The sequence below is a fragment of the Streptomyces sp. NPDC052301 genome (assembly GCF_044593395.1).
Taxonomy (GTDB): domain Bacteria; phylum Actinomycetota; class Actinomycetes; order Streptomycetales; family Streptomycetaceae; genus Streptomyces.
In genome coordinates this window covers 161,054-185,827 of record NZ_JBIUBE010000013.1, presented here as the reverse complement: position 1 = coordinate 185,827, position 24,774 = coordinate 161,054, and the positions used below count along the sequence as shown (strand labels likewise).

19 protein-coding genes, 1 tRNA gene and 1 pseudogene are annotated in these 24,774 nt (G+C 73.2%); 13 read left to right on the top strand and 8 right to left on the bottom strand.

From position 1 onward, the window contains the following. Positions 1-183 precede the first annotated feature (183 nt). Positions 184-894, top strand: a complete 711-nt coding sequence (locus tag ACIHEJ_RS31190) for a tRNA-dependent cyclodipeptide synthase (RefSeq protein ID WP_400140433.1) — start codon at positions 184-186, stop codon at positions 892-894. Beyond that, positions 891-2,102: a cytochrome P450 gene (locus ACIHEJ_RS31185; RefSeq protein ID WP_400140432.1), complete on the top strand. Its 1,212-nt coding sequence runs from the start codon at positions 891-893 to the stop codon at positions 2,100-2,102. The genes ACIHEJ_RS31190 and ACIHEJ_RS31185 overlap by 4 nt, the downstream gene beginning before the upstream one ends. Positions 2,103-2,171: 69 nt before the next feature. Here the strand turns inward: ACIHEJ_RS31185 and ACIHEJ_RS31180 are convergent, their stop codons facing one another. Both ACIHEJ_RS31180 and ACIHEJ_RS31175 read right to left on the bottom strand, forming a co-directional pair. Next, on the bottom strand, positions 2,172-3,050 hold the full coding sequence (locus ACIHEJ_RS31180) for a hypothetical protein (RefSeq protein WP_400140431.1): 879 nt from the start codon (positions 3,048-3,050) through the stop codon (positions 2,172-2,174). Positions 3,051-3,150: 100 nt separating this feature from the next. After that, a complete protein-coding gene (locus ACIHEJ_RS31175) occupies positions 3,151-4,149 on the bottom strand; it encodes a hypothetical protein (RefSeq protein ID WP_400140430.1) in 999 nt (332 codons plus the stop codon). 509 nt (positions 4,150-4,658) lie between these two features. On the opposite strand from ACIHEJ_RS31175, the gene ACIHEJ_RS31170 reads away from it, so the two are divergent. Further along, positions 4,659-5,306, top strand: coding sequence for a hypothetical protein (locus tag ACIHEJ_RS31170; RefSeq protein ID WP_400140429.1), 648 nt, complete (start codon positions 4,659-4,661; stop codon positions 5,304-5,306). Positions 5,307-5,455: 149 nt separating this feature from the next. Further along, the gene (locus ACIHEJ_RS31165; protein WP_400140428.1) at positions 5,456-6,130 is read left to right on the top strand and encodes a class F sortase; all 675 of its coding nucleotides are present in this window, start codon (positions 5,456-5,458) and stop codon (positions 6,128-6,130) included. Between the two features lie 15 nt (positions 6,131-6,145). Here ACIHEJ_RS31165 and ACIHEJ_RS31160 read toward each other — a convergent pair whose 3' ends face one another. Together ACIHEJ_RS31160 and ACIHEJ_RS31155 are read right to left on the bottom strand one after the other, a co-directional pair. Beyond that, positions 6,146-7,312, bottom strand: a complete 1,167-nt coding sequence (locus ACIHEJ_RS31160; RefSeq protein ID WP_400140427.1) for a GDSL-type esterase/lipase family protein — start codon at positions 7,310-7,312, stop codon at positions 6,146-6,148. Between the two features lie 59 nt (positions 7,313-7,371). Then, entirely contained in the window at positions 7,372-7,941 is a 570-nt protein-coding gene (locus ACIHEJ_RS31155; RefSeq protein WP_400140426.1) for a TetR/AcrR family transcriptional regulator, read from the bottom strand. A gap of 274 nt (positions 7,942-8,215) precedes the next feature. Here ACIHEJ_RS31155 and ACIHEJ_RS31150 point away from each other — a divergent pair, with 274 nt between their 5' ends. Both ACIHEJ_RS31150 and ACIHEJ_RS31145 read left to right on the top strand, forming a co-directional pair. Beyond that, positions 8,216-9,169 carry a LysR family transcriptional regulator gene (locus ACIHEJ_RS31150; RefSeq protein ID WP_400140425.1) on the top strand — a complete coding sequence of 318 codons (954 nt, stop codon included), beginning with the start codon at positions 8,216-8,218 and terminating at the stop codon, positions 9,167-9,169. A gap of 149 nt (positions 9,170-9,318) precedes the next feature. Then, positions 9,319-11,232 carry a collagenase gene (locus ACIHEJ_RS31145; RefSeq protein WP_400140424.1) on the top strand — a complete coding sequence of 638 codons (1,914 nt, stop codon included), beginning with the start codon at positions 9,319-9,321 and terminating at the stop codon, positions 11,230-11,232. 72 nt (positions 11,233-11,304) lie between these two features. On the opposite strand, the gene ACIHEJ_RS31140 is transcribed toward ACIHEJ_RS31145, so the two are convergent. After that, entirely contained in the window at positions 11,305-12,750 is a 1,446-nt protein-coding gene (locus ACIHEJ_RS31140; protein WP_400140423.1) for a glyceraldehyde-3-phosphate dehydrogenase, read from the bottom strand. Positions 12,751-12,934: 184 nt separating this feature from the next. Here ACIHEJ_RS31140 and ACIHEJ_RS31135 point away from each other — a divergent pair, with 184 nt between their 5' ends. The 4 genes from ACIHEJ_RS31135 to ACIHEJ_RS31120 all read left to right on the top strand — a co-directional run bounded on the left by ACIHEJ_RS31135 (position 12,935) and on the right by ACIHEJ_RS31120 (position 16,629). Then, positions 12,935-14,143, top strand: a complete 1,209-nt coding sequence (locus ACIHEJ_RS31135; protein ID WP_400140422.1) for a hypothetical protein — start codon at positions 12,935-12,937, stop codon at positions 14,141-14,143. 116 nt (positions 14,144-14,259) lie between these two features. Beyond that, complete coding sequence (locus ACIHEJ_RS31130) at positions 14,260-14,580, top strand: hypothetical protein (protein ID WP_400140421.1); 321 nt, start codon at positions 14,260-14,262, stop codon at positions 14,578-14,580. A gap of 154 nt (positions 14,581-14,734) precedes the next feature. Continuing rightward, positions 14,735-15,559, top strand: coding sequence for a PP2C family protein-serine/threonine phosphatase (locus ACIHEJ_RS31125; RefSeq protein ID WP_400140420.1), 825 nt, complete (start codon positions 14,735-14,737; stop codon positions 15,557-15,559). Positions 15,560-15,615: 56 nt separating this feature from the next. Next, a complete protein-coding gene (locus ACIHEJ_RS31120; RefSeq protein ID WP_400140479.1) occupies positions 15,616-16,629 on the top strand; it encodes an MASE1 domain-containing protein in 1,014 nt (337 codons plus the stop codon). Positions 16,630-16,668: 39 nt separating this feature from the next. On the opposite strand, the gene ACIHEJ_RS31115 is transcribed toward ACIHEJ_RS31120, so the two are convergent. Beyond that, positions 16,669-16,923 (bottom strand): hypothetical protein, encoded by a 255-nt coding sequence (locus ACIHEJ_RS31115; protein ID WP_400140419.1) that lies wholly within the window; start codon positions 16,921-16,923, stop codon positions 16,669-16,671. Between the two features lie 131 nt (positions 16,924-17,054). On the opposite strand from ACIHEJ_RS31115, the gene selA reads away from it, so the two are divergent. Together selA and ACIHEJ_RS31105 are read left to right on the top strand one after the other, a co-directional pair. Continuing rightward, on the top strand, positions 17,055-18,482 hold the full coding sequence (gene selA, locus ACIHEJ_RS31110) for an L-seryl-tRNA(Sec) selenium transferase (protein ID WP_400140418.1): 1,428 nt from the start codon (positions 17,055-17,057) through the stop codon (positions 18,480-18,482). A gap of 5 nt (positions 18,483-18,487) precedes the next feature. Next, positions 18,488-20,230: pseudogene (locus ACIHEJ_RS31105) on the top strand (SelB C-terminal domain-containing protein); the annotation flags it as partial. A gap of 35 nt (positions 20,231-20,265) precedes the next feature. Here the strand turns inward: ACIHEJ_RS31105 and ACIHEJ_RS31100 are convergent. Further along, a tRNA-Sec gene (locus ACIHEJ_RS31100) sits at positions 20,266-20,358 on the bottom strand. A gap of 35 nt (positions 20,359-20,393) precedes the next feature. Between ACIHEJ_RS31100 and selD the strand changes: the two genes are divergently transcribed. Next, complete coding sequence (gene selD / locus ACIHEJ_RS31095) at positions 20,394-21,401, top strand: selenide, water dikinase SelD (RefSeq protein WP_400140417.1); 1,008 nt, start codon at positions 20,394-20,396, stop codon at positions 21,399-21,401. A 4-nt stretch (positions 21,402-21,405) separates the two neighbouring features. On the opposite strand, the gene fdh is transcribed toward selD, so the two are convergent. After that, positions 21,406-24,666 (bottom strand): formate dehydrogenase, encoded by a 3,261-nt coding sequence (gene fdh / locus ACIHEJ_RS31090; protein WP_400140416.1) that lies wholly within the window; start codon positions 24,664-24,666, stop codon positions 21,406-21,408. Positions 24,667-24,774: the final 108 nt, after the last annotated feature.

Sequence of the window (24,774 nt, the reverse complement as noted above, 5' to 3'; positions counted from 1 at the left end):
CAGGGTACGACCCGCAACGCAGGCCCTCAGTACGGCACTTCGACCGTTACTACGACTGTTTCCGGCCAAACCTCGGCGGTTACTACCCGTGCTGATTCCGTACCGCTAGCGTGAGGGCGTCGCGTCGCCACACCGGGGGCACTGGGCCCCGCAGGGACTAGCGCGCGGCGGAGGATCACCCCCGTGACCACAGCATCCGTGCTGATGGCCGACGTCTTCGAAGTCCAGCCCTACACCTCCCACTGCGAAGTCATTCTCGGCGAGGGCGCTCACGCCGTGATCGGCGTGTCCCCGGGCAACAGCTACTTTTCCGCCCGACGCCTGCACGACCTCGCCCGCTGGGGACTGGACCACTTCGAGAGGGTCGACTTCGTCTACACCGACCTGTACGTCGCCGAGATGTACGAGGCGTCCGGCTATCCGCCGGACGAGGCCCGCCGCAAGGCCGTGAAGAACCTGCGCGGGGTCCGCGCCAAGGTCCGTGACGCGGTGTCGGCGGCCGATCCCGAGGGTCTGCGGCTGGACTGGCACCCGATGTCGGAATTCCGCACCAACCCCGCCTACCAGGAGATCCACCGGCACCTGCAGGCGCGCCTGGAGGGCGACAGCGCCTTCCGGACCGTCTGCAACTCTCTGGTGAATCGTTTCCTCAGTGCGCGCGGGGAGACTCCGACCGAGCGGCAGCGCGCCGTGTGCCTGGAGTACGTGTGCGCCGAGGCTCCGCTGTTCCTGGACACCCCGGCCGTCCTCAAGGTGCCGTCCTCGCTCAACTGCTACCACCAACTGCTTCCGATGGCCGAGCTGTTGTACTCCCGCGGTGCCGGCCTGCGCGCCTCGCGCAACCAGGGCCACGCCATCGTCACCCCCGTAGCCCTGGAAGGAGCCGTCGCATGACCACCGTGCCCGACACCCGCACCGACCACCCGCCCTTGCTCGACTTCCCGTTCTCCTGGGACGGCACCCGGGTGCCCGCCGAGGTCGAGGCCCTGCGTGCCGCCACCCCCGTGCGGCGTGTGCGGACCATCGCCGGCGATGAGGCCTGGCTGGTCTCGTCGTACGACCTGTGCGCGCAGGTCCTGAAGGACGACCGGTTCTCCCTCAAGGACACCTCCGCCCCCGGGGCGCCCCGGCAGTACGCGCTCACGATCCCGCCCGAGGTGGTGAACAACATGGGCAACATCACCGGGGCCGGGCTGCGCCGCGCGGTGCTGAAGGCGCTCAACCCGAAGTCACCGGGCCTGACGGACTGGCTGCGCGAGGAGGCGCACCGGCTGGTGGACCGGATGGCGGCCGACGGCCCGATCGGCGATCTGCGCGGCGCGTTCTGCGACCCGTACTCGGCGGGCATGCACTGCCGCATCCTCGGCATCCCGCAGACCGAGGCCCCGGCCTTCCTGCGCAGCCTCGACATCGCCTTCATGAACGCGCCCTGCCCGATCGCCGGTGCGAAGATCAACTGGGACCGGGACATCTCCCGCATGACGGCCCTGCTCGACGACCCCGCGACGCACGGCCTGATGGGCGAACTCGCCGCCCTGCGCGGCGACCCGGACTACGCCCACCTCACCGACGAGATGCTGGCGACCGTCGGTGTCACGATGTTCGGCGCCGGCGTGATCTCCACCTCCGGCTTCCTCACCATGGCCCTGGTCCACCTGCTCACCCACCCCATCGCCCGGGACCTGCTCAGGGACCGCCCGGACCTGATCGGTCCGGGCGTGGAGGAGCTGCTGCGGGTGAACCTGTCCATCGGCGACGCCCTGCCCCGGCTCGCCCTGGAGGACGTCCGGCTCGGCGACGTGGAGGTGCGCGAGGGAGAACTCGTGCTGGTCCTGGTCGAGGGAGCCAACCTCGACCCGGAGAAGTTCCCCGACCCGCACCGCTTCGACGTCCACCGCGACAACGCCGCCGACCACCTCTCCTTCGGCGGCGGCGCCCACTACTGCCCCGCGACCGGGCTCGGCCGCGCCCACGCCCGGATCGCCCTGGAAGTCCTGCTCGAGCGCCTGCCGGATCTCGCGCTCGCCGTGCCGTCCGGGCAACTGGTGTGGCGTACCGGCTTCATGAAACGGATCCCGGAGCGGCTGCCGGTGACCTGGTAGCCCGGCGCCCGCCTCCGCCCGCCGTACGGCGCCCAGGGGCGGGGCGCCGTACGGGCGTGCCCGGGGGCGTCAGCCGCCGACGGGCTGCGCGCCCCGGGTCAGTCCCACCGGATTGCCGGCCGGCAGCAGCCCCGACCCCTCCACCGTACGGGCCAGCGGCTCCAGCAAACCCGCGAGGCGCCCGGCACGGTCGGTGCCGAGCGCGGTCCACGGTCGTTCGGCCGCCGCGTCGGTCAGCGCCTCGACCTCCGCGCGCAGGGCCGTCCCGGCCGGGGTGAGCGTCCCGTCGGACGCGAGCAGTCCGTGTTCCCGCAGCCGTGCGCCGGCCGCCGCCCAGTCCACCGGGTCCCACTTCCGTGTCTCCCGCAGGAACGGTCCGTCGGACTCGCCGGCCGCCGCCTTGAGCACCATGGCCTCGACCGGCCCGATCCCCTGACTCACCAGTACCGCGACATGTCCGTCGCCCCGGTGCTCGCGCAGGGTCGTCAGCGCCTGCCACAGGCGCGCGGCGGGCCGGTCCGGGCGCCGGAGCGCCTGGTTGGCGGCGGCCAGCACCCGGCCCGCGGTGTCCGCCGCTGCCGCCGCCTCCCAGGCGAGGTCCGCGGCCTCCGCGAACTCGGCCGAGCCGGTGACGTCCTGGCCGAACAGCCGCGTCATCGCCGCGTCCATGGCCTCCGCACGGGCTGCCAGCACCTCCGCGGGAGCCGCGTGCCCCCAGGCGTCGGGCAGCGCCCGGGCCACCCGGGCCGGGTGGAAGACGTGGAAGCAGCCGGTCACCACCGACGGTGCCACGGGGCCGAGCGGCGCGGCGCGCAGCGCGAAGTACCCCATCCAGAAACCGCGCATGCCGAGCGCGTCCGCCGCCCGGTGTGCCTCGGGGGCGAAGTACACGAGATCGTGCACCGGCTCGTACCGCTCCCACAGGGCCCGCGCCATCCCGTCCGCCACTGCTTCCTCCCACCGCGTCGGCCTGCCGTGCTGTCGGCACCAGCCTGCGTTATGACCGCCGTCATAACAAGGCGGCGGCGGGATCCGCCCGGGGCAGAGGTCAGTGGGGGAGTGCCTGGATCCGGCCGATCGCGTTGCCGATCAGCTCCGTGAACCACACGGCCCGGTCGGCACCCGTCGTCAGCCGGAACGGCACCTTGTCGGCGCCGCCGGGCACCGTGAAGGTGGTGATCCTGCCGTCCGCGGCGACCCGGCCGATGCGCCCGGCCTGGTCGGCGTACCAGATCCGGCCGTCGGGCCCGCGCGTGATGCCGCTCGGGCCGCTGCCCGGATCGGGCAGCGGGAAGCGGGTGACGCGTCCGGCGTACGTGATCCGGTCCACCGAGTTCGAGCCGGACGCGGTGACCCACAGGCCGCCCGGACCGGCGACGATGTCGTCGGGGAAGTCGGACGCGCCGCCCAGCGCGTACTCGGTGATCCGGCCCGAGAGGGTGATGCGCCCGACCTTGCCGCTGTCGATCTCGGTGAACCACAGGGCCCCGTCCGCGCCCGGCGTGATGGAGTACGGCCCTGCCAGCGGCGTCGGCACGCGGTACTCCGTGAACCGGCCGGAGGTGGTGAGCCTGCCGATCTTGTTCGTGTTCCCCTCGGTGAACCACAGGGCCCGGTCCGGTCCGACCGTGATCCCGGACGGCGCGCTGTCGGCCGTGGGCACCCGGAACGTGCGGTAGCGGCCGGAGGTGGTCATGCGGCCGATCCTGCCCGTGCTGGTCTCGGTGAACCACAGGGCGCCGTCGGGACCGGTGACGATCTCGGTGGGACCGGTGTCCGGACCGGAGGTGGGGAAGTCGGTCACGGAGCCGTCGAGCGCGATCCGCCCGATCCGGCCCGCGCCGTTCTCAGCGAACCACAGCGCGCGGTCCGGTCCGCCGGTGATGCCGGCGGGGACACTGTCGGCAGCGGTGGTGACCGGATACTCCGTCACCTGGCCGACGTCGGCCCGGGCCGGTGCGGCGACGGCGGCGACGCCGATCAGCGCACCCGCCGACGCCGTGATCAGTCGACGGACTCCGCGTGCGAGCAGGGTGGTCTCGAGCATGGGGCGGCCCCTTCTCGGCAGGCTGAGCCACGAGGGTACCGCCCGAATGTGATGGTTTGTCGGATTGGGCTGAGGGGTTGCGTCGCACGGGCCGAGGAGCCGGCCTGCCGCTGCGCCCGGTGCCGGGCGGCTGGGTCGGCCAACTGCGGTGCGGCTGTCACCCGTTGGCCGTACGGCTGTCTCCGCCGGTACCGGCACCGGGCGCACCCGCCGACCGCTTCCCCCCACCCTGGGTCGTCGCCACCTGTGGGGCTGCCTGGCCGGCTGCCCCCGGGGGGAGGGCGGGACGCGTGGTGCTCGGCCGCCTGCCGGCGGCCGAGACACCGGCCGATTGACCCGGACGAGGGTCCATGCGGCGGAATCACTGGGGCAGACGGGTGGCGGGGTGACCCGGCTGGGCGGCCCGGATGGTGAGAGCCGGAGCCCTCATTGACGGTGGTTCATGTCGGAGCCGGGTCCATCCAGCTGATGAGGTATCCGCTGCCCGGCCACGGCGGAAGGACATCACTATGCGTTCTGCGCGCATGCTTCTGGCCACGGCGGCCGCCGGCGCCGCCCTCGCCTTCGCCACACCCGGCGCCGCCCTCGCCGTCCCCGCGGGCGGCGACGGCGGTGGCCACGGCGGCTCTTCCTACAGCAGCCAGGGCGGGAGCTCCGGCGGTGACCACGGCAAAGGCTCCGACCGGGACGGGGGCGAAGAGTCCGGCGGTGACCACGACAAGGACTACGGCAACGAGCGGGACAGCGGGGGAGGACACGACAGGCCGCGCGGCGGAATGCACACGGGTGGCGGAGCGCTCGCCACGCTGGTGCGCGGCGACGCCTGGAGCTCCGGTTCGGATTCGGGCCGCGACGACGGTGGCTTCGACCCCGAGAGCTCCCGGGACAAGGGCCAGGGCGGGGAGAAGGGCGAGGGCGGCAAGGACCAGGACGGCGGCGGCCGTGGCCAGAGCGACCGGGGTGAGGACGAGGACAGCGGCGGCCGTGGTCAGGGCGGCGGCGACGGGGGCCGCGACAAGCCTCGCGGGGGCATGCACACCGGCGGCGGCGCGCTCGCCGCTCCCGGTGTCACCGCGGGCGGACTGGCCGTGCTGGGCGTGGGTGCCGCCGGGGCGTACATGCTCCGCCGCAGAAGGGCCTCGGGGGCGGCGGCCTGACGCTTCGGTACGACCCACGGACGCGGCCGCCGCCGACGCGCCCGGCGTGTCGGCGGCCCACGCCCCCGCAGACCCCGTCCACCGGTTCTCGTGCACCGGTGCTCCTGTTCCGATCCCCGTGCTGCCGTGCCCGAGCGAGGTGGTGACCGATGGCAGCAGACCCGTCCTCCTCGCCCCCCGCGGAACCGGCGGCACGTGAGCAGAACCACGGCCGCGGCGGACGGCTGACCCTCTGGGGCGTGGCGATCGTCCTCCTCACCATGAGCGTGTTCGGTGGCCACCACGGGTCGGACGACGCGAGGCCGACGTCGCGTGCGGCGCGCGCGAGCACCCCCGCGCCGGCCGATCCGCAGCAGTCCGACGACATCGCGCTGCCCCGGTCCACCCCGACCCGCCTGCTCATCCCGAAGATCGGCGTGGACGCGCCCTTCACCACCCTCACACTCGCCGACACCGGCGAGCTCCAGCCCCCGCCGGCGGCCGACACCAACCTCGTCGGCTGGTACCCGGGGGGCGTCTCGCCCGGCGAGAAGGGCACCGCGATCATCGCCGGGCACGTCGACACGGTGACCTCGGCCGCCGTCTTCGCGAACCTCGGCGAGTTGCAGAGCGGTGACCGGTTCAGCGTGGAGCGCGTCGACGGCCGCACGGCGGACTTCGTCGTGGACAGCGCCGACACCTTCGCCAAGGACGACTTCCCCAGCGAGCGCGTCTACGCCGACGCCTCGCGCCCCGAGGTCCGCCTGATCACCTGTGCCGGGGACTATGACCACTCGGTGCGGGACTACACCGACAACCTGGTGGTCTTCGCCCACCTGGTGTGACCCGGACGGTACGGGTCAGGCGGCGCGGTCCGCGAAGGGGCCGCCTGCGGGGAACGCCAGCGCCGCGAACCGCTCACCGATCCGGCGGTGCGTGGCCGCGTCCGGGTGGAGGCCGTCGGGCAGCGGCAGTTCGTCGAAGTCGGCCTCGCCGTACAGCTCGCGGCCGTCGAGCAGATGCAGGTGCGGGTCCTCGGCGGCCCGCTCGCGCACGATCCGGGCCAGCTCCTCCCGGATCACTCCCAGGGTGAGCTTCCCCGCGGCCTTCTCCGCCGGGTCCCCGACGGCCCGGAACCGCAGCCGGCCCTCACCCAGGGCGGAGAGGTCCGGGGCGCTGGGGCCCGGTGTGTCCTCATGGATGGGGCACAGGATCGGCGAGACGACGAGCAGCGGGATGTCCGGGTGGCCGTCGCGGACGGTATCGAGGAAGCCGTGGACGGCGGGGCCGAAGGCGCGCAGCCGCATCAGGTCGGCGTTGACCAGGTTGATTCCGAGTTTGACGCTGATCACGTCGGCGGGCGTGTCGCGCAGCGCCCGGGCGGTGAACGGGTCGAGCAGCGCGCTGCCGCCCAGCCCCAGGTTGATCAGCTCCACCCCGCCGAGGGCCGCGGCGAGCGCCGGCCAGGTGGTGGTCGGGGACGCGGCGTCGGAGCCGTGGCTGATCGAACTGCCGTGGTGCAGCCACACCCTGCGGCCCGCGTCCGGTACGGCTTCCACAGGGGCGTCGGTGCGCAGCGCGACGAGTTCCGTCGTCTCGTTGTGCGGCAGCCATATCTCGACGTCCTTGACCGCGTCGGACAGGCCGGCGAAGCGCACGGTGCCGACGGGACCGGGCCGGTGCTCGACCGAACCGGTGCGCATGTCGATGGTCAGCGTGTTGCCGCCGGTGACCGTGGCGCTGCCGGCCGGACGCCCGTCGACGAGCAGGTCGTACACCCCGTCCGGGCGCGGCGGTGCCCCCGCGTAGACCCGCTTGGTCGGCAGGGTGTCCAGTTCGACCGTGGTGGCGCGGGTGCGGAGGGCCAGCCGTACGCCGGAGGGCTGCGACTCGGCCATGCGCAGCTGCGGGTCGGCGCACTGGGCGCGGGCCCGGGCGGGCAGCCGGTGCGGCAGCAGGCCGTGGGCGGTGCGTTCCAGGTCGAGGGCGCCGCGTACGAGGGCGGGGACGAGGGGGATGGTCTGCATGGTCGGGCCTGTGTCTCGGAAGAGTCCCTGCGCGGTACGCGGTCAGGGAGGTCGGAAGGTCAGGGGGTGGGCCAGTGGCGCAGCAGGGAGTCGAGGGCGTCCAGGATCCGTGTCCAGGACTCCTGCGAGTCGGGGGCGCTGTGGCTGAACCCGCCGGCGAGCTCCAGGCCGACGTAGCCGTGGAAGACGCTGCCGAGCAGCCGGACCGCATGGGTCTGGTCGGGTTCGGACAGGTCGTAGCCGCGCAGGATCGCCCGGGTCATCTGCGCATGCCGGCCCCCCGCGCTGCGGGCCGCCGCCTCGGGGTCCAGCGGGTGGCGGGTCGCCGCCCAGCGGCCGGGGTGCGCGCGGGCGTAGTCGCGGTAGACGTCGGCGAAGGCCCGCAGCGCGTCGTGGCCCGCCCGGCCGGCGAGCGCCTCGGCGGCGCGGTCGGCCAGCTCCTCCAGGGCGAGCAGCGCGATCCGGGTCTTGAGGTCCTGGGAGTTCTTCAGGTGCGAGTAGAGGCTCGCGACCTTGACGTCGAACCGCCGGGCCAGTGCGGACACCGTCACCTGCTCGAAGCCGACCTCGTCGGCGAGCTCCGCGCCCGCACGGACCAGGCGCTCGGTCGTGAGCCCTGCGCGAACCATCAGCCTTCTCCCATCTGCCGTAACGGATTATGCAGCTTCCTAAATGTTTTAGGCAAATGAGAATGAGCTGTAGGGGGCTGTCGGTGGAGCCGCAGGAGTCAGGCGGCGGAGCCCGTCCCGGGCGCTCCACCTCTCCCGGCCCTCCAAGCCGCTCCCGGACAGGGGCCGCGCGGTCGGCGGGTCTGTGACTTGTGCAGGTCGCCGCAGAATGGAACGCTTCGGTCCGCCGGTCGGGACCAGGGCCGGTGCGGGCGGTGGGACGGGGAGTGGAGCGATGGAGCTGGAGCTGCGGCACCTGAGAGTGCTGTGCGCGATCGCGGACGCGGGCAGTGTGGGCCGCGCCGCGGCTCAGCTCGGTTACTCCCAGCCCGCCGTCAGCACCCAGCTGCGGCGCATAGAGCGGCACCTGGGGGAGCCGCTCTTCGAGCGCGGGGCGAGCGGAGTACGGCCGACGCGGTACGGCGCCGAGGTCGTCGCCCAGGCCCGCGACGTACTGGCCCGCGCGGACGCCATCGGCCACCGCAGGCCCGCAGCGCGACCCGGCCGTCCGCTGCGCGTGGCGGCGACCAACTCGCCCATGCTCTCCGGCACGGTCTCCCGCGTCCGCTCCCGGCTGCCCGAGCTGTCCGTGGCGGTCACCAGCGTCTACGCCTCCTCGCGGATCGTGGAGTTGCTGGAGGAAGGGGCGGTGGACGCCGCCATCGCCGCCGACTACCCGGGCATGGAGCTGCGCCACTCGGGCGCGGTGCGGCACCGCGGGATCGTCACCGAGCCGACGTTCGTCGCCCTGCCCTCCCGGCACCGGCTGCGGCAGTGCGCCCAGGTCCAGCTCGCCGAACTGGCCGATGACGCGTGGTTCGTCACCCCGGACGACGGGGCCGGCTGGCCCGGGGTGTTCTACGACGCCTGCGCGGCGGCCGGCTTCACACCGGTCACCGTCCACGAGTTCCTCGGCGACCAGACCCAGCTGCAGAGCATGATCGCGGACGGGCTCGGGGTGTCGCTCGTGCAGCCGACGCTGCGGCCGACCCCGCACGTCGTCGTCAAGCCGCTGGCCGGCTCCCCGCTGTGGTGCCGCTACGTGCTGGCGTGGCGGCCGGACACCGTCACCGACGACATGGTGGACACCCTGGTCCAGTCCGCCACGGCCGCCTACCGTGACCTCGTCGCCCAGGCACCGCACCTGCGGGCCTGGGCCTCGCGGACCTGGAGCGTCGCGGGGGCGTAGCCGCAGGCCGACGGCGTGCCGCGATGTTATGAGCGGCCGGTGTCATGTGCTATGTCACACGGCATTGTGGGCGTGGATGACCCGCTGAGACAGTGCCTCACACGCCTCAACTCCCCACAGAGGCGCATCCCTTCGTGGAGGAATCCCAGATGCGCTATCGCTTCGCGCTGCCCGGACGCCTGGCCGGCGCCGCGGCCGTCTGCGTCACCGTGGCCGGCCTGCTGTCCACACCGGCCCTGGCCGCACCGCCACCGCGCACCGGTACGGTCGCCGCCCCCCACGCCCAGGTGCCCACGCCGTCGCCCACCGGAGCGACCACCGCCGCCACCGAGCGCCCCGCGACCCGGCCTCACCGGCTCAGCCCGGCCCAACTCCCGCCGCAAAAGCCCGCGTTCATTCAGCGAGAGAGACGAGCGGCCTCCTGCACCCCGGCCGACTTCGGCTCGCGCACCGGGTCCGCCCTGGTCGCGTATCTGAAGGCGGCGTCCACGGACTGCGTCAACACCCTCTTCGCGGTCACCGGCAAGGACGCGTACGACGTCTTCCGCCAGTCCCAGATGCTCACCGTCGCGAACGCGTACCGGACCACCGCGGGCCAGTACCGCGGCGACAACTCCGCCGGCCTGGAGCAGCTGGTCCTCTTCCTGCGGGCCGGCTACTACGTGCAGTTCAACCACCCGGGAGACGTGGGGTCGTACACCTCCCGCCTCACCTCCGCCGTCACGGCCGGCCTCGACACCTTCTTCGCCCGCTCCCACTCCCGCGACGTCACCGCGGCCAACGGCGACATCCTCGGCGAGACGGTCATACTCACCGACAGCGCCGACCAGCAGGGCCGCTACCTGTCCGTCTACCGGCGGCTGCTCGACGCCTACGACAGCTCCTACGACCCGATCCCCAGCATGGTCGGCGCCGTCAACGACGTCTACACCCCGCTGTGGCGCGGCAACTGGAACCCCGACTACGTGCGGGCGGTCGAGGCCGACCCGCGCATCATCGACACCCTGTACGACTTCGCGCTGGCCAACACCGACCAGCTCGGCACCGATCTGGCCTTCCTGGACTCCAACGCCGGCATGAACCTGGCCCGTTACGTGGAGCACCCCGAACTCCAGGACATGGTACGGCCGTTGGCCAAGGAGCTGCTGGACGAGACCGCGATGACCGGCCCGACGGCCGGACTGTGGGTCGCGGTGGCCACGCAGGCGAGCGCCTACGACGGCGCCGACTGCTCCTACTACGACGTCTGTGACCTGCCCGGCAAGCTCACCAGGGCGGTGCTGCCCGTCACCCGCCAGTGCGACGCGAACGTCACCGTCCGGGCCCAGGCCCTCACCGCCGCCGACCTCGACGCCGCCTGCGCCAGCGTGCTGAACCAGAGTTCCTGGTTCCGCGGCCTGGTCAAGGCCGGCGGACCGATACCCGGCCAGTACGTGTCCACGATCCAGCTGGTGGTCTTCGCCGCCCGCAGCGACTACCAGACGTACGCCGGCCCGATCTACGGCATCGACACCGACAACGGTGGCATGACCCTGGACGGCGACCCCTCCGACCCGGCGAACCACGTCACGTCGATCATGTACCAGAAGCCCGCGGACGACGGCTTCCCGGCCCGGATCTGGAACCTCAACCACGAGTACACGCACTTCCTCGACGGCCGGGACGACATGAAGGGCGACTTCGCCCAGGAGATGACCGTGCCCGACGTGTGGTGGATCGAGGGCGTGGCCGAGTACGTCTCCTACAGCTACCGCGGCCTCGCCGACGGCCAGGCGGTCCAGGAGGCGGCCCGGCACACGTACAGACTGAGCACTCTCTTCGAGAACACCTACGACAACAGCGACACGACCCGCACCTACCCGTGGGGCTACCTCGCCGTGCGCTACATGACCGAGCGCCACCCCGACGACGTCCAGCGCATGCTCGCCCGCTTCCGCGCCGGTGACTACGCCGGCGGATACGCCGTCTACCACGACGGCATCGGCTCCCGCTACGACGCCGACTTCGACCAGTGGCTCACGGCGTGCGCCGCGGGCGCCTGCGCCAGGCCTGCCAGGGCCTGACCGCACGCGCCCGACGAGACGGCCGCCGACCGGAACCCCGGTCGGCGGCCGTCCTCGTGCCCGTGGCCGGCGTCAGACCGCCGTGGCCGGGAACGTCGGGTACTCCACGCCCGAGACGTGCTGGACGACCCGGACGACCTGGCAGGAGTAGCCGAACTCGTTGTCGTACCAGAGGTAGAGGATCGCGTTGTCGCCGTCGACCTTCAGCGCGCCGGCGTCCACGATCGAGGCGTGGCGCGAGCCGATGAAGTCGCTGGAGACCGCGTCGGGCGTCGTGATGAAGTCGATCTGGCGCTTGAGCGGCGAGGTCAGCGACACCTCACGGAGGTAGTCGTGGACCTCCTCGCGGGTGGCCTCACGGGCCAGCTGCAGATTGAGGATCGCGATCGAGACGTCCGGCACCGGGACGCGGATCGAGCTGCCGCTGATCTTCGCCTTCAGGTCGGGCAGCGCCTTCGCCACGGCGGACGCGGCACCGGTCTCGGTGATGACCATGTTGAGCGGCGCGGAACGGCCACGGCGCTCGGACTTGTGGTAATTGTCCAGCAGGTTCTGGTCGTTGGTGAACGAGTGGACGGTCTCCACGTGGCCGCGCAGCACGCCGTACTCGTCGTCCATCGCCTTCAGCGGGGGCACGATCGCGTTGGTGGTGCAGGAGGCGCAGGACAGGATCTGCTCGTCCGGCTTGATGGTGTCGTGGTTGACGCCGTGCACGATGTTCGGGACGTCGCCCTTGCCCGGCGCGGTCAGGACGACCTTCTCGATGCCGGGGCGCAGGTGCTTCGACAGGCCCTCGCGGTCACGCCACTTGCCCGTGTTGTCGATGAGGATGGCGTCGCGGATGCCGTACTCGGTGTAGTCCACGTGCGACGGGTCGTCGGCGTAGATCACCTTGATCTCGTTGCCGTTGGCGAGGATCGTGCTGTTGTCCTCGTCGACGGTGATCGTGCCCTGGAACTGGCCGTGGATGGAGTCGCGGCGCAGCAGGGAGGCGCGCTTGACGATGTCCTGGGCGCCGCCGCCGCGCACCACGATGGCGCGCAGGCGCAGGCCGTTGCCCGAACCGGCCTTCTCGATCAGCAGGCGGGCGACGAGCCGGCCGATGCGGCCGAAGCCGTACAGCACGACGTCGCGCGGCTCACGACGCTCGATCTTGTTGGCGCCGGTGGCGCCGGCGACGGCCTCCGCGGTGAACTCCGCCACGCTCAGGCCGCGTTCGTCGGCCTTGTGCAGGGTGGCCAGCATGCCGAGGTCGATCTGGGCGGGTCCGAGGTCGAGGGTGGTGAGCGCCTCGAGGTACGGCATGGTCTCGGTGACCGACAGCTCGGCACCGGCGATCTGCCGGGCGAAGCGGTGCGTCTTGAGGATGCTGACCACCGACTTGTTCACCAGGGAGCGGCTGTGCAGCAGGACGGTCACGTCCCGCTCGCGGTGCAGCTTCCCGATGAGCGGGATCATCGACTCCGCGATCTCCTCGCGGATCTTCCAGTTGGTGAACGAGTCGTCGTTGACAGTCACGGATCCATCTTTCGAGCTAGGCAGCGCTCATATGGTAACCACACCGCCCAACTGGTCCTTCCGGGGGTAGGGAGGTGAGGGATGCGTCTCCGTTCCTTGACCGATTCCTGAATCAGGGTGGAAGTGTGCAAGAAACCCGAGTCGCGATTTGCCCGTCTTACCTGGCGTGCCCAAGGTCAAGAGAGTGAGCACCTCCTCCGTTCCGCGGCCCGAGTCGGCCGCCCCCTCCCGCCCCCTGCGCCCTCCGGCCCTGTCCCGGATCGCCCGTCGCGGGATCCCCGAGGGGGCGCTGTTCGCCCTCGCCCTGTTCGCGGCCGTCCGGCTCGCCGGGATCCTCGGGGTGATCCTCGCGAACGACGTCCGGGGTCATCCGCTCCTCAAGACCCTGTCCCACTCCTGGGACTCCCGCTGGTACCTGCACATCGCCGCCCAGGGCTACGGCCACAAGATCTGGATCACGCCGACCGGCGCCGTCCAGACGGACTGGGCGTTCTTCCCGCTGTATCCGGCGCTCATCAGGGCACTCACCACCGTCCTGCCGCTCACGCCGGGCCAGGCCGCGCTGATCATCGCCTGGCTCGCCGCGGGAGTGGCCGCCTACGGCGTCTACGCCGTCGGCCACCTCCTGTACGGACGCGGTGTCGCCACCGCGCTGGTCGGTCTGTGGGCCGTACTCCCGCACGCCGTCGAACTCACCATCGCCTACACCGATTCGCTGTTCGCGGCGTTCGCCGTCTGGTCCCTGTACTGCGTGCTCAAGGGCCGCTGGCTGTGGGCCGGCACGCTGGCCGCGCTGGCCGGCCTCTCCCGGCCCAGCGGCTTCGCGATCGCGGTGGCCGTCGCCCTCGCCGCCGCGCACGAGGTGCTGCGCCGGCGCGGCCGGGTACCGGCGAGCCTGTGGGCCGGCGCCCTGCTGGCGCCGCTGGGGTGGCTCGGCTATGTGCTGTGGGTGGGCGGACAGACCGGCGACCTGCTCGGCGGCTACTTCACCGTGCAGAGCGCCTGGGACTCCCGCTTCGACTTCGGCGTCGGCTCGGCGCGCTTCCTCAAGGCACTGCTGCTGCACGGCGGCGGCGTCGTCTACCCGGCGGCCCTGGTGATCGTCGCGGCGGGCGTGCTGCTGTTCGCGCTGCTGTGCCTGGAACGCGCCCCGCTGGTCCTGGTGGTCTTCGCCGGGGTCCTGATCCTGTTGGTGGTCGGCGGCTCCGGCTCCTTCTCCTCCAAGCCCCGCTTCCTGCTGCCGGCGTTCCCGCTGCTCATCCCGATGGCCCGTGCCCTCGCCCGGACCTGGCGGGTACGGCCGGCCCAGGCGCTGCTCGTCTACGGCGCTCTCACCCTCGTGTCCCTGACGTTCGGCGCGTATGTGACGGCGGTGGCCCGCTCCCCGCTGTGAGCCACCGTCCGACGGGGCGCCTCGTACCGCACCCCGTGCGTCCGGGTGCCGGCCGCACGGGACGGTGCGAAGGGCGTGATCCGGGGTAGGCGGGGAGGTCCGAGGAAAGGACCGTCATGACGACCTACGTGATCAGCGTCCCCGGCACCTTCACCACCGGCATCGGGGCCGACACCCGGACCCGGCTGGCCAGGGCGCTCCGGCCTGCCGATCCGCACGGCACCCGGATGGGCAGCGCCGAGGACCTGGACGCGCTCAGCGTCAACGAGGACAACACCTTCACCCTGCGCCTGACCGTCGAGGCGGACACCGGCCCGCACGCCGAGGAGGAGGCCCGGCGGCTCGCGGACTCCGCGCTGCGGGACGCCGGGCTGGACGAGCGCAGCGCTCCGCTCGGGCCCACCGTGATCACCGGCATCGACTCCGACATCCGCTGAACCACGGGCCGGGGGTTCCCGTGAGCCCGGGTGGGCCTCCATGGGGCGTCCCCCCGGGGGGGCAGGACCCCATGAAATCGGTAAAATCTAGGCGTTTGCCGAACGTGCAGGCGACCGGCCCCCGTGGGGCCACCCGTCCCGCCGGAAGTGATCGATGTCCCGCAAGCGCGCCACGGACGAAGGCGACGAGCTGCTGACCAGACTCGGCACGCTCACCGCGCAGGCGCGCGAGCGCGCGGAGCTGCAGCGTTCCCAGGTCGAGCTGGCCATCGCCCTGCAGCGCGGCATGCTGCCCAGGGACCTGCCCGCCGTGGCCGGTCTGCACCTGGCCGTCCGGTACGCGCCGGCCAACTTCGGCCTCAACGTGGGCGGCGACTGGTACGACGCCTTCGCGCTGCCCGACGGCCGGATCGGGCTGTCCATCGGTGACGTGCAGGGACACAACATCGAGGCCGCCGCCTTCATGGGGCAGGTCCGGGCCGGGCTGCGCGCCCTCGCCTCCGTCACCGGTGAGCCCGGCGACCTCCTCGCCCGCACCAACGACCTGCTGCTGTCCCTCGGCAGCGAACTCTTCGCCACCTGCACCTTCATGCGCCTCCACCCGGCCACCGGGGTCCTGGAGAGCGCACGGGCCGGGCACATCCCGTGCGTGTGGGCCACGGCGGACGGCACGTCGGGTGTCGTCGACGACGAGGGCGGGCCGCCGCTCGGCATCGCCCAGGGCATCGAGTACCCGGTGACCCGGCACCGGCTCACCCCCGGTGGGATGTTCGTGCTGCTCACCGACGGTGTGGTGGAAGGGCCGTCGCTGACCGTCGAGGAGGGGCTCGACCAGGTGGTGCGGCTCGCCGGCATCGCCGCCGTGGCCGGCCTGGAGGCCCACGCGCTGGCCGCCGCCGTGATCAAGGGCGCCGAGGGCGTGGGGCACGAGGACGACGCCGCCGTCCTCGTCGTCGGTCTCGACGCGAGCGAGCCGTAGGGCCGGACGGCTGCCTCACCTCGCCGACCTGCGACGGAAGGTGTGAGATGGCTGCTGTGGTGGGTATCGAGGAGCTGCGCCGGACGGGCGGGTACGCCGTCCAGGTGCTGGCCGTCGCCGCCTGCTACTACGCGGCGGGCCGCGTCGGACTGCTGCGCGAGCTCTCCGTGGAGGGCGCCGTCGTCACCCCCATCTGGCCGCCCACCGGTCTCGCCGTCGCCGCCCTGCTGGTCCTCGGCCTGCGCTGCTGGCCCGGCATCGCGATCGGCGCCCTGTTCGTCGTGCTGTCCCTCACCAGCTTCCGCCTCGACGTGCTCGGCACCGTCGCCGGTCAGACCGTCGCCCCGCTCACCGCGGCGCTCCTGCTGCACCGGGCCCGCTTCCACACCGACCTGGGCCGGTTACGCGACGGCCTCGCCCTGGTGTCCCTGGGCGCCCTGGGCGCCATGCTGATCAGCGCGACCGTCGGCGTCGGCCTCCTCGTCCTCGCGGACAAACTGGCCCTGCACAGTTTCTGGCCCGTCTGGCTCGCCTGGTGGGTCGGCGACGCGATGGGCGTCCTGCTCGTCACCCCGCTGCTGCTCCTGCTGCACCGCGCCCGCTGGCCCCCGCCGCTGACCCGCTGGCGGGAGGCGACCGCCCTCACCGTCGTCGCCTGCGTTCTCGTACCGCTGGCGGCGTACAGCTCGGTCAGCCTGCTCTTCCTCGTCTACCCGCTCATCATCTGGGCTGCCCTGCGCTTCCGGCTCGGCGGCAGCATGCTCTGCGCCCTGCTGACCTCCGTGGTGGTCACCTTCGCGGCGACGGACGGCGTCGGCGCGTTCCAGGGGCTGAGCCGGATCGAGGTCATGGCGAAGCTCCAGGCGTTCAACGGCGCGATGGCCCTGACCGCGCTCCTGCTGTCGGCCCTGATCACCGAGCAGCACCACACCCGGCGCTCGGTGGAGAAGGCCTGCCAGGAGCTGGTCGAGGTGCTCGAGCACCTGACCGCCGGCGAGGCTCCGCCACCCCGCCCGCCGCACCCGGACACCGGCGGAAGCGGCGAGCGGTCCCCCGGCGGCGGCCGGTAGCGGGCCGGGGACAGGTGGAGCCGGCACCGGGTGACCGGTTCACCGGCCCTCGTCGGCACCGCTCGGGTCCGCCGAGTCCCTGTGCGATGCGGTGCCCCGCCGCGACGGCGACGGCGGGTGGGCGGAACCGGGCGCGCCCGGCTGCCCGCCGACGGTCGTGCCGCAGGTCCCGGGGATGCCCGGCGGGGCGTCCGCGAGGGCCTGTACCTCGCTGAGGCGGCGTCGCCGGCGTGCGGAGCGCTCGGCAACCGTGGCGTGGTCGTCGTACGGTCGGATGCGGTCCTGGTCGGTCATGCGGCGCCGGGTACCCGGGCACCGGCCGGTGCCAACGCCGTCCCGGCGTGTCGATCGGCCCGCCCGGGGCACTGGGAGACGATGGGCGCGGTCCGTGACGGACACGGCCGGGCCGGAGGGACAGGGACGGCATGGAGCAGCGGGTGGCACCGCGCGGGCCGGGCGCGGCGGACGGGGCGGCCGGGGCCGGCTCCGGCGGCCCGGGACGGCGCGAGGACGACAGGGCCGCACGGGCCGGGGGCGACACCGACGCACGCGCCGAAGCGCGCCGTCGTATCCCGCGCACCGATCTGCTCCTGCGCGACCCCCGCCTGTCGGCGGCCGTGGAGCGGCTCGGCCCGGGAGCGGTGAAGGCCGCCGTGCGGCGGGCACAGCAGCGGGCCCGCGAGGGGAGCATCGCGCCCGAGGAGGTGGCGGAGACGGCACTGGCCGCGCTGCCCGCCGCCGCGAGCGGCCTGCGGCCGGTGATCAACGCCACCGGGGTGCTGCTGCACACCAACCTCGGCCGGGCCCCGCTGTCGGCCGCCGCCCGGCAGGCCGTCCAGGAGGCCGCCGGACCCACGGACGTGGAACTCGACCTGGCGACCGGCGTACGGGCCCGCCGGGGACGCTCGACCCTCGCCGCGCTGCACGACCGGGTGCCCGCGGCCGGCGCCGTCCACGTCGTCAACAACGGTGCCGCCGCACTCGTCCTGGCCGCCACCGCGCTCGCGGCCGGCAAGGAGATCGTCGTCAGCCGGGGCGAGATGGTGGAGATCGGCGACGGCTTCCGCCTGCCCGACCTGCTGGTCTCGACCGGCGCCCGGCTCCGCGAGGTCGGCACGACCAACCGCACGACCGCCGCCGACTACGCCGCCGTCATCGGCCCCGACACCGGATTCGTGCTGAAGGTGCACCCGTCCAACTTCCGCATCACCGGCTTCACCCGGTCCGCCGAGATCGCCGAACTCACCGGCCTGGGCGTTCCCGTCGTCACCGACATCGGTTCGGGGCTGCTCGCCCCGCACCCGGCGCTGCCCGGGGAACCCGACGCCGACACCCAGCTGCGCGCGGGCGCCGCCCTCGTCACCGCCAGCGGCGACAAGCTGCTCGGCGGCCCCCAGTGCGGACTGCTCCTCGGCGACCAGGACGTCGTCCGCACCCTCGCCCGGCACCCGCTGGCCCGCGCCCTGCGCGTCGACAAGCTGACCCTGGCCGCGCTGGAGGCCACCCTGACCGGCCCGCCCACTCCGACCGCCCGCGCTCTCGGCGCCGACCCGGCAGGCCTGCGGGCCCGCGCCGACCGGCTCGCCGGTGCGTTGCGCACCGACGGCATCGACGTACGGGCCGTCGAGTCCGCGGCCACGGTCGGCGGCGGAGGCGCCCCCGGGGTCACCCTGGCCGGCGCCGCGCTCTCCCTGCCCGAGCCGTACGCCGCGGCGCTGCGCACCGGCCGTGTCCCGGTCGTCGGACGCCTGGAGGCGGGCCGCTGTCTGCTGGACCTGCGGGCGGTGCCCCCGGAGGACGACGAGCGGCTGGCCGAGGCCGTACGGGCGGCCCGGCCCACCGCGGAGAGGTAGGCCCGATGCGCGTCCTCGCCACCGCCGGCCACGTCGACCACGGCAAGTCCGCCCTGGTCCGCGCCCTCACCGGCATGGAACCCGACCGCTACGAGGAGGAGCGCCGCCGGGGACTCACCCTCGACCTGGGCTTCGTGTGGACCAGGCTCGGCCCGGACGGGGAGCACCTGGCCTTCGTCGACGTCCCCGGGCACGAGCGGTTCGTCGCCACCATGCTGGCCGGCGTCGGACCCGTGCCCGCCGTGCTGTTCGTGGTCGCCGCCGACCAGGGCTGGCAGCCCCAGTCGCAGGAGCACCTGGCCGTCCTCGACGCGCTCGGTGTCCGGCACGCCGTCCTCGCGGTGACCCGCAGCGACCTCGCCGACCCCGAAGCCGTACGCGCCGACGCCGTCGACCGGCTGGCCGCCACCTCCCTCGGCAAGGTGCCGTCGGTCGCGGTGAGCGCGGTCACCGGCGCCGGACTGGACGAGCTGCGCGCCGAACTGGCCCGCCTGGCAGCCCAGTTGCCCGAACCCGACGGCGACGCCGACGTCCGGCTGTGGCTCGACCGGGCCTTCACCGTCCGCGGGCACGGCACCGTGGTGACCGGCACCCTGGCCGCCGGCACCCTGCGCGTCGGCGACCGGCTGGTCACCGGCGACGGCGGTGCATGCCTGCGGGTGCGCGGACTGCAGAGCCTGCACGAGGACCGGACGGCCGTCGGCGCGGTGGCCCGGGTGGCCGTCAACGTGCACGGCCAGGGCCACGACACCCTGCGCCGGGGACAGGTGCTGCTGACCCCGGACCGCTGGCTCGGCACCGAGGTGACCGACGTCCGGGTCACCGGGGAGCCGGTGGCCGACCTGCCCCGCGCCGTCACCCTGCACATCGGCACCGCCGCCGTACCGGTGACCGTCCGCCCGCTCGGCGAGGACACCGCCCGGCTCACCCTCGCCCGGCCGCTGCCCCTGCGGGTCGGCGACCGCGCGGTCCTGCGCGAACCCGGCGGCAGCCGCATGCCCTGCGGCCTGACCGTCCTCGACGTGCGGCCGCCCCGGCTGACCCGGCGCGGCGCGGGCCGGGCCCGCGCCGCCGAACTCGCCGCACTGACCGGCCCTCCCGACGGACCCGCCGAGCTGCGCCGCCGCAAGCTGATCCGGCGCGTCGACCTGCTGGCCATGGGCGTCCCCGCGCCCGCCGCACCCGTCGCCGGTGACTGGCTGGCCGACCCGGCGCACTGGCACGCCCTGCAGGACCGGCTCACCGCCGAGGCCGGCCGGCACGCTCGCGCGCACCCCCTGGACCCCGGCCTCCCCACCGAGGCGGCCCGCCGGCTGCTCGGCCTGCCGGACCGCGCCCTGGTCGACGCGCTGGCCCAGGCAGCGTCCGGGCTCGTCGCCCGCCAGGGCAGGCTGTACCCCGCGGACGGCCTCCGGCCCGCCCTGCCCCCGCCCGTCCGTGCGGCCGTCGACGCCCTGCGCCGGGACCTCGACCGGGCCCCGTTCCGCGCCCCCGAGGCCGGCCGGCTCGGCGAACTCGGGCTCGACCGCAGGACGCTGGCCGCCGCCGTCACGGCGGGCGCGCTGCTGCGGATCGCCGAAGGCATCGTCCTGCTGCCCGGCGCGGACACCCGGGCCGCCGCCGTACTGCGCACCCTGCCCCAGCCGTTCACGCTCAGCGAGGCACGGCGCGCCCTCGACACCACCCGCCGGGTGGCCGTACCGCTGCTGGAACACCTCGACGCCCAGGGTCACACCGAACGCGTCGACGACCAGCGCCGGCGCTGCCGTACGCGGGAGGGGAACGGAGGCGGACGGGAATCGAACCCGCCTGCCCGAGATCCTCGGGCACCTCGGTTTTGAAGACCGGGAGGGCCACCAGGCACCCACACGCCTCCACCGCTCGCCCAGGCTAGTGCCCCAGGAGACAGGGATGACACCGACCCGCCAAGCAACCGTCCGCCTCACGCAGTTCGCCCACGGCGGCGGCTGCGCCTGCAAGATCCCGCCCGGTGAGCTGGAGGAGGTGGTCGCCGGACTCACCGCGGCTCCGCTCGCCGGGGGCAACGCCCCGCTGCTCGTCGGCCTCGCCACCGGCGACGACGCGGCCGTGGTCACGCACCGCGGGACGGCCGTCGTGTGCACCGCCGACTTCTTCACCCCGGTGGTGGACGACCCCTACGACTGGGGCCGCATCGCCGCCGCCAACGCCCTGTCCGACGTGTACGCGATGGGCGGCCGGCCGGTGCTCGCCGTCAACCTCCTCGCCTGGCCCCGCGACCGGCTCCCGTTCGACCTGGCCCGCGAGGTGCTGCGCGGCGGACTGGAGGCCGCCACCGAGGCCGGCTGCCATGTGGGCGGCGGACACAGCGTGGACGACCCGGAGCCGAAGTACGGCATGGCCGTCACCGGCATCGCCGATCCCGACCGGCTGCTGCGCAACGACACCGGCCGGCCGGGAATGCCGCTGTCCCTGACCAAGCCGCTCGGTCTCGGTGTCCTGAACAACCGGCACAAGGCGACCGGCGAGCGGTTCGAGCACGCCGTCGCCACCATGGCCGCCCTCAACCGGGACGCCTCCGAAGCCGCCCTGGCCGCCGGGGCCGTCTGCGCCACCGACGTGACCGGCTTCGGCCTCCTCGGCCATCTGCACAAGCTGGCCCGCGCCTCCGGCGTGACCGCCGTGCTCAACACCGCCGCCGTCCCGTACCTGGAGGGTGCCCGGGAGGCCGTCCGGGACGGCTACGTCAGCGGCGGCACCCGGCGCAACCTCGAATGGGTCGCCCCGCACACCGACTTCGGGGACACCGACGCCGACACCCGCCTGCTGCTGGCCGACGCGCAGACCTCCGGCGGCCTGCTGATCGCCGGGGAGGTGCCCGGAGCACCGGTGGTGGCGGAGCTGGTGGAGCGCGGCGCCCACTCGATCGTGCTCCGGTGAGGACTCACGGCTCCCTGCCGGTGTGCTCGTCGATCCCGGCCCGCGTCCGGTAGGCCCGGACCATCTCCACGCCCGCCGGACCCCGGGGCCGGCGGCCCGGCCGGATGTCCACGGCGAACGCCTTCGACTCCTGGATGTGCGTGTTCGGGTCCAGGGAGAGATGCAGCAGCTCGTTGGCCGCGTCCCCGGTGCTGTAGCCGTTGGGGCCCCAGTGGTAGGGCAGCCCCACCTGGTGCAGGGTGCGGCGGTGCACGGTCAACGGCGCCATCCGGTCGGTGACCAGCACCCGTGCCTCGATCACACCCCGCGCGCTGACGATCGTCGCCCACCCGGTGTGCACGAGGTCCCGCTCGGCGGCCAGTTCCGGGGACACCTCGCAGAAGAACTCCGGCTGCAGCTCCGCCAGATACGGCTGCCAGCGGGACATGCCGCCCGCGGTGTGGTGCTCGGTGAGCCGGTAGGTGGTCGCCACGTACGGGAACACCTCGGAGCCGGGCTCGTCGCCGCTCGGCTGGTAGCGGTTGTCCGGGTGCGGGGGCAGCAACTGCCGTACGGGGTTGCGCTGCTGGTCGTGGAGCAGGTTCGGGAACGGCGAGTCCTGCGGCTCGTAGTGGACCGGCAGCGGACCGTCGGTGAGCCCGGAGGGCACGTACAGCCAGGCCTTGCCGTCGGCCTGCATGATGAACGGGTCCCTGCCCGACAGGGCCTCCGGGCCGGTCGCGTCCTGCGGCGGTTCGTGGTCGGGCGCCTTGTCCTTCTTGAAGTCCGGCACGTCGTGCCCGGACCACTCGCCCTTGTCCGCGTCCCACCACACCAGCGCCTTGCGCTCGCTCCACGGCCTGCCCTCGGGGTCGGCGGAGGCGCGGTTGTACAGGATCCGGCGGTTGGCCGGCCAGGCCCACGCCCACTCGGCCGCCACCCAGTCCTGCTCCCGGCCGGGCTTGCGGCGGGCGGCCTGGTTGACGCCGTCCGCGTACACACCGCAGTAGATCCAGCAGCCGCAGGTCGTGGAGCCGTCGGGCTTCAGCTGCTCGTACGAGGACAGCGGACTGCCGTCGGCGGCACGGCCGTTGATCTCGGCGAGCACCGCCTCGGCTTCCGGTTCGGCGTGCCGGCCCTTCGTCGGGTAGTCCCACGTCAGGTCCAGCACCGGCCGGTCCATGTCGTCGGTGGACCCGGCGAGCTTCTCCCGGATCAGCCGCCCGAGGTGGTAGGTGAACCACAGGTCGCTGCGCGACTCGCCGGGCGGCTCGACCGCCTGGTGGTGCCACTGCAGCAGCCGCTGGGTGTTGGTGAAGCTGCCGTCCTTCTCGGTGTGCGCGGCGGCCGGCAGGAAGAACACCTCGGTGCCGATGTCCTCGGTGCGCAGCTCCCCGGTCTCGATCTCGGGGCCGTCCTTCCACCAGGTCGCCGACTCGATCAGGGAGAAGTCGCGGACCACCAGCCAGTCCAGGTTCGCCATGCCGAGCCGCATCAGCTTGGCGTTGGCGTTGCCCACCGCCGGGTTCTCGCCGAGCAGGAAGTAGCCCTTGCAGGTGCCCTCCAGCTGGGCCATGGCCGTCTCGTACGCCGAGTGGGAGCCGGTGAGCCGGGGCAGGTAGTCGAAGCAGAAGTCGTTCTCCTCGGTCGCCGCGTCCCCCCAGTACGCCTTGAGCAGGCTCACCAGGTAGGAGCGCATGTTCCCCCAGTAGCCCTTGTGGGCGGCCTCGGCCTCGACGAAGGCGGCCAGGTCCTGGTTCTGGTGGGCGTGCGGCATCGGGATGTAGCCCGGCAGCAGGTTGAACAGGGTCGGGATGTCCGTCGAGCCCTGGATGGAGGCGTGACCGCGCAGCGCGAGGATGCCGCCGCCCGGGCGGCCGATGTTGCCGAGCAGCGTCTGCAGCACGGCCGCCGCGCGGATGTACTGCACGCCCACGGTGTGCTGCGTCCAGCCGACGGCGTAGGCGAAGGCCGTCGTCCGGTCGCGCCCGGAGTTCTCCGTGACCAGTTCGCACACCTGCCGGAAGAGGTCCTGGGGCACACCGCAGACCTGCTCGACCATCTCCGGGGTGTAGCGGGCGTAGTGCCGCTTGAGCACCTGGAAGACACAGCGCGGGTGGGTCAGCGTCTCGTCCCGCTCCGGCTCGCCTTCGCCGATCACCGCGCCGCCGGCACCGTGCGCCTCGCCGCGCGCCGCCTCGGTCACCGAACTGCGGGCGCCGGTACGCTCGTCGTACTCCTGGTCACGCTCACCGGAGGCCGCCTGCACCTCGGTGCCCTCGTACTGCCAGCTGCTGTTGTCGTAGGAACGGCTGTCGGCGTCGAGACCTGAGAAGACGCCCGCCAGGTCCTCCGTGTCACGGAAGTCCTCCCGCACGATCACCGGCGCGTTGCTGTACGCCACGACGTAGTCGCGGAAGTACTTCTCGTGCTGCAGCACGTAGTTGACGATCCCACCGAGGAAGGCGATGTCCGTGCCCGCGCGCAGCGGCACATGGACGTCGGCGAGCGCGCTGGTACGGGTGAACCGCGGGTCGACGTGGATCACCTTGGCGCCCCGCGCCTTGGCCTCCATCACCCACTGGAACCCGACCGGATGGCACTCGGCCATGTTCGAGCCCTCGATGACGATGCAGTCCGCGTTCTGCAGGTCCTGCTGGAAGGTGGTCGCGCCGCCGCGTCCGAACGAGGTTCCCAGACTGGGAACGGTGGAGGAGTGTCAAACACGCGCCTGGTTCTCGATCTGGATCGCTCCCAGCGCGGTGAACAACTTCTTGATCAGGTAGTTCTCTTCGTTGTCGAGCGTGGCACCGCCGAGGCTCGCGAACCCCAGGGTGCGCCGGGTGCGGGTCTCGTCGGCCTCCCACTGCCAGCCGGACCGGCGCGCGTCGACGACCCGGTCGGCGATCATGTCCATCGCGGTGTCGAGGTCCAGCCGCTCCCACTCGGTGCCGTGCGGGCGCCGGTACAGGACCTGGTGCTCGCGGGCGTCCCCGGTGGTCAGCTGCAGGCTCGCCGCGCCCTTGGGGCACAGCCGGCCGCGCGAGATGGGGGAGTCCGGGTCGCCCTCGATCTGGGTGACCTTGCCGTCCTCGACGTACACGTTCTGGCCGCAGCCCACCGCGCAGTACGGGCAGACCGACTTCACGACCCGGTCCGCGGTGGCGACCCGGGGCTCGAGCCGTGCACTGCGACCGCTCCTGGCGGCGGCGCCCCGGCCGAGCGGGTCGGTGCCCGTCAGCTGGCGGTAGACCGGCCACGAGTCGATCCATGTGCGTACGCCCACGGCCACTCCTTCCGCTCGTGTCCCGATTGTCCCGCGGCCTGCGCCGCTCGGCATCCGGCGCGGTAGTACCCCGGCCGGGCGGGGACAAACGGACGTACACCCGACCGC

Bases quoted from the DNA above. Each gene is read 5' to 3' on its own strand.
- ACIHEJ_RS31130 (WP_400140421.1), top strand. From the start codon at position 14,260: ATGACGACCTACGTGATCAGCGTCCCCGGCACCTTCACCACCGGCATC.
- ACIHEJ_RS31165 (WP_400140428.1), top strand. From the start codon at position 5,456: ATGGCAGCAGACCCGTCCTCCTCGCCCCCCGCGGAACCGGCGGCACGT.
- ACIHEJ_RS31160 (WP_400140427.1), bottom strand. From the start codon at position 7,312: ATGCAGACCATCCCCCTCGTCCCCGCCCTCGTACGCGGCGCCCTCGAC.
- ACIHEJ_RS31115 (WP_400140419.1), bottom strand. From the start codon at position 16,923: ATGACCGACCAGGACCGCATCCGACCGTACGACGACCACGCCACGGTT.
- ACIHEJ_RS31155 (WP_400140426.1), bottom strand. From the start codon at position 7,941: ATGGTTCGCGCAGGGCTCACGACCGAGCGCCTGGTCCGTGCGGGCGCG.
- selD (WP_400140417.1), top strand. From the start codon at position 20,394: ATGACACCGACCCGCCAAGCAACCGTCCGCCTCACGCAGTTCGCCCAC.
- ACIHEJ_RS31170 (WP_400140429.1), top strand. From the start codon at position 4,659: ATGCGTTCTGCGCGCATGCTTCTGGCCACGGCGGCCGCCGGCGCCGCC.
- ACIHEJ_RS31175 (WP_400140430.1), bottom strand. From the start codon at position 4,149: ATGCTCGAGACCACCCTGCTCGCACGCGGAGTCCGTCGACTGATCACG.
- ACIHEJ_RS31185 (WP_400140432.1), top strand. From the start codon at position 891: ATGACCACCGTGCCCGACACCCGCACCGACCACCCGCCCTTGCTCGAC.
- ACIHEJ_RS31125 (WP_400140420.1), top strand. From the start codon at position 14,735: ATGTCCCGCAAGCGCGCCACGGACGAAGGCGACGAGCTGCTGACCAGA.
- selA (WP_400140418.1), top strand. From the start codon at position 17,055: ATGGAGCAGCGGGTGGCACCGCGCGGGCCGGGCGCGGCGGACGGGGCG.
- ACIHEJ_RS31145 (WP_400140424.1), top strand. From the start codon at position 9,319: ATGCGCTATCGCTTCGCGCTGCCCGGACGCCTGGCCGGCGCCGCGGCC.
- ACIHEJ_RS31150 (WP_400140425.1), top strand. From the start codon at position 8,216: ATGGAGCTGGAGCTGCGGCACCTGAGAGTGCTGTGCGCGATCGCGGAC.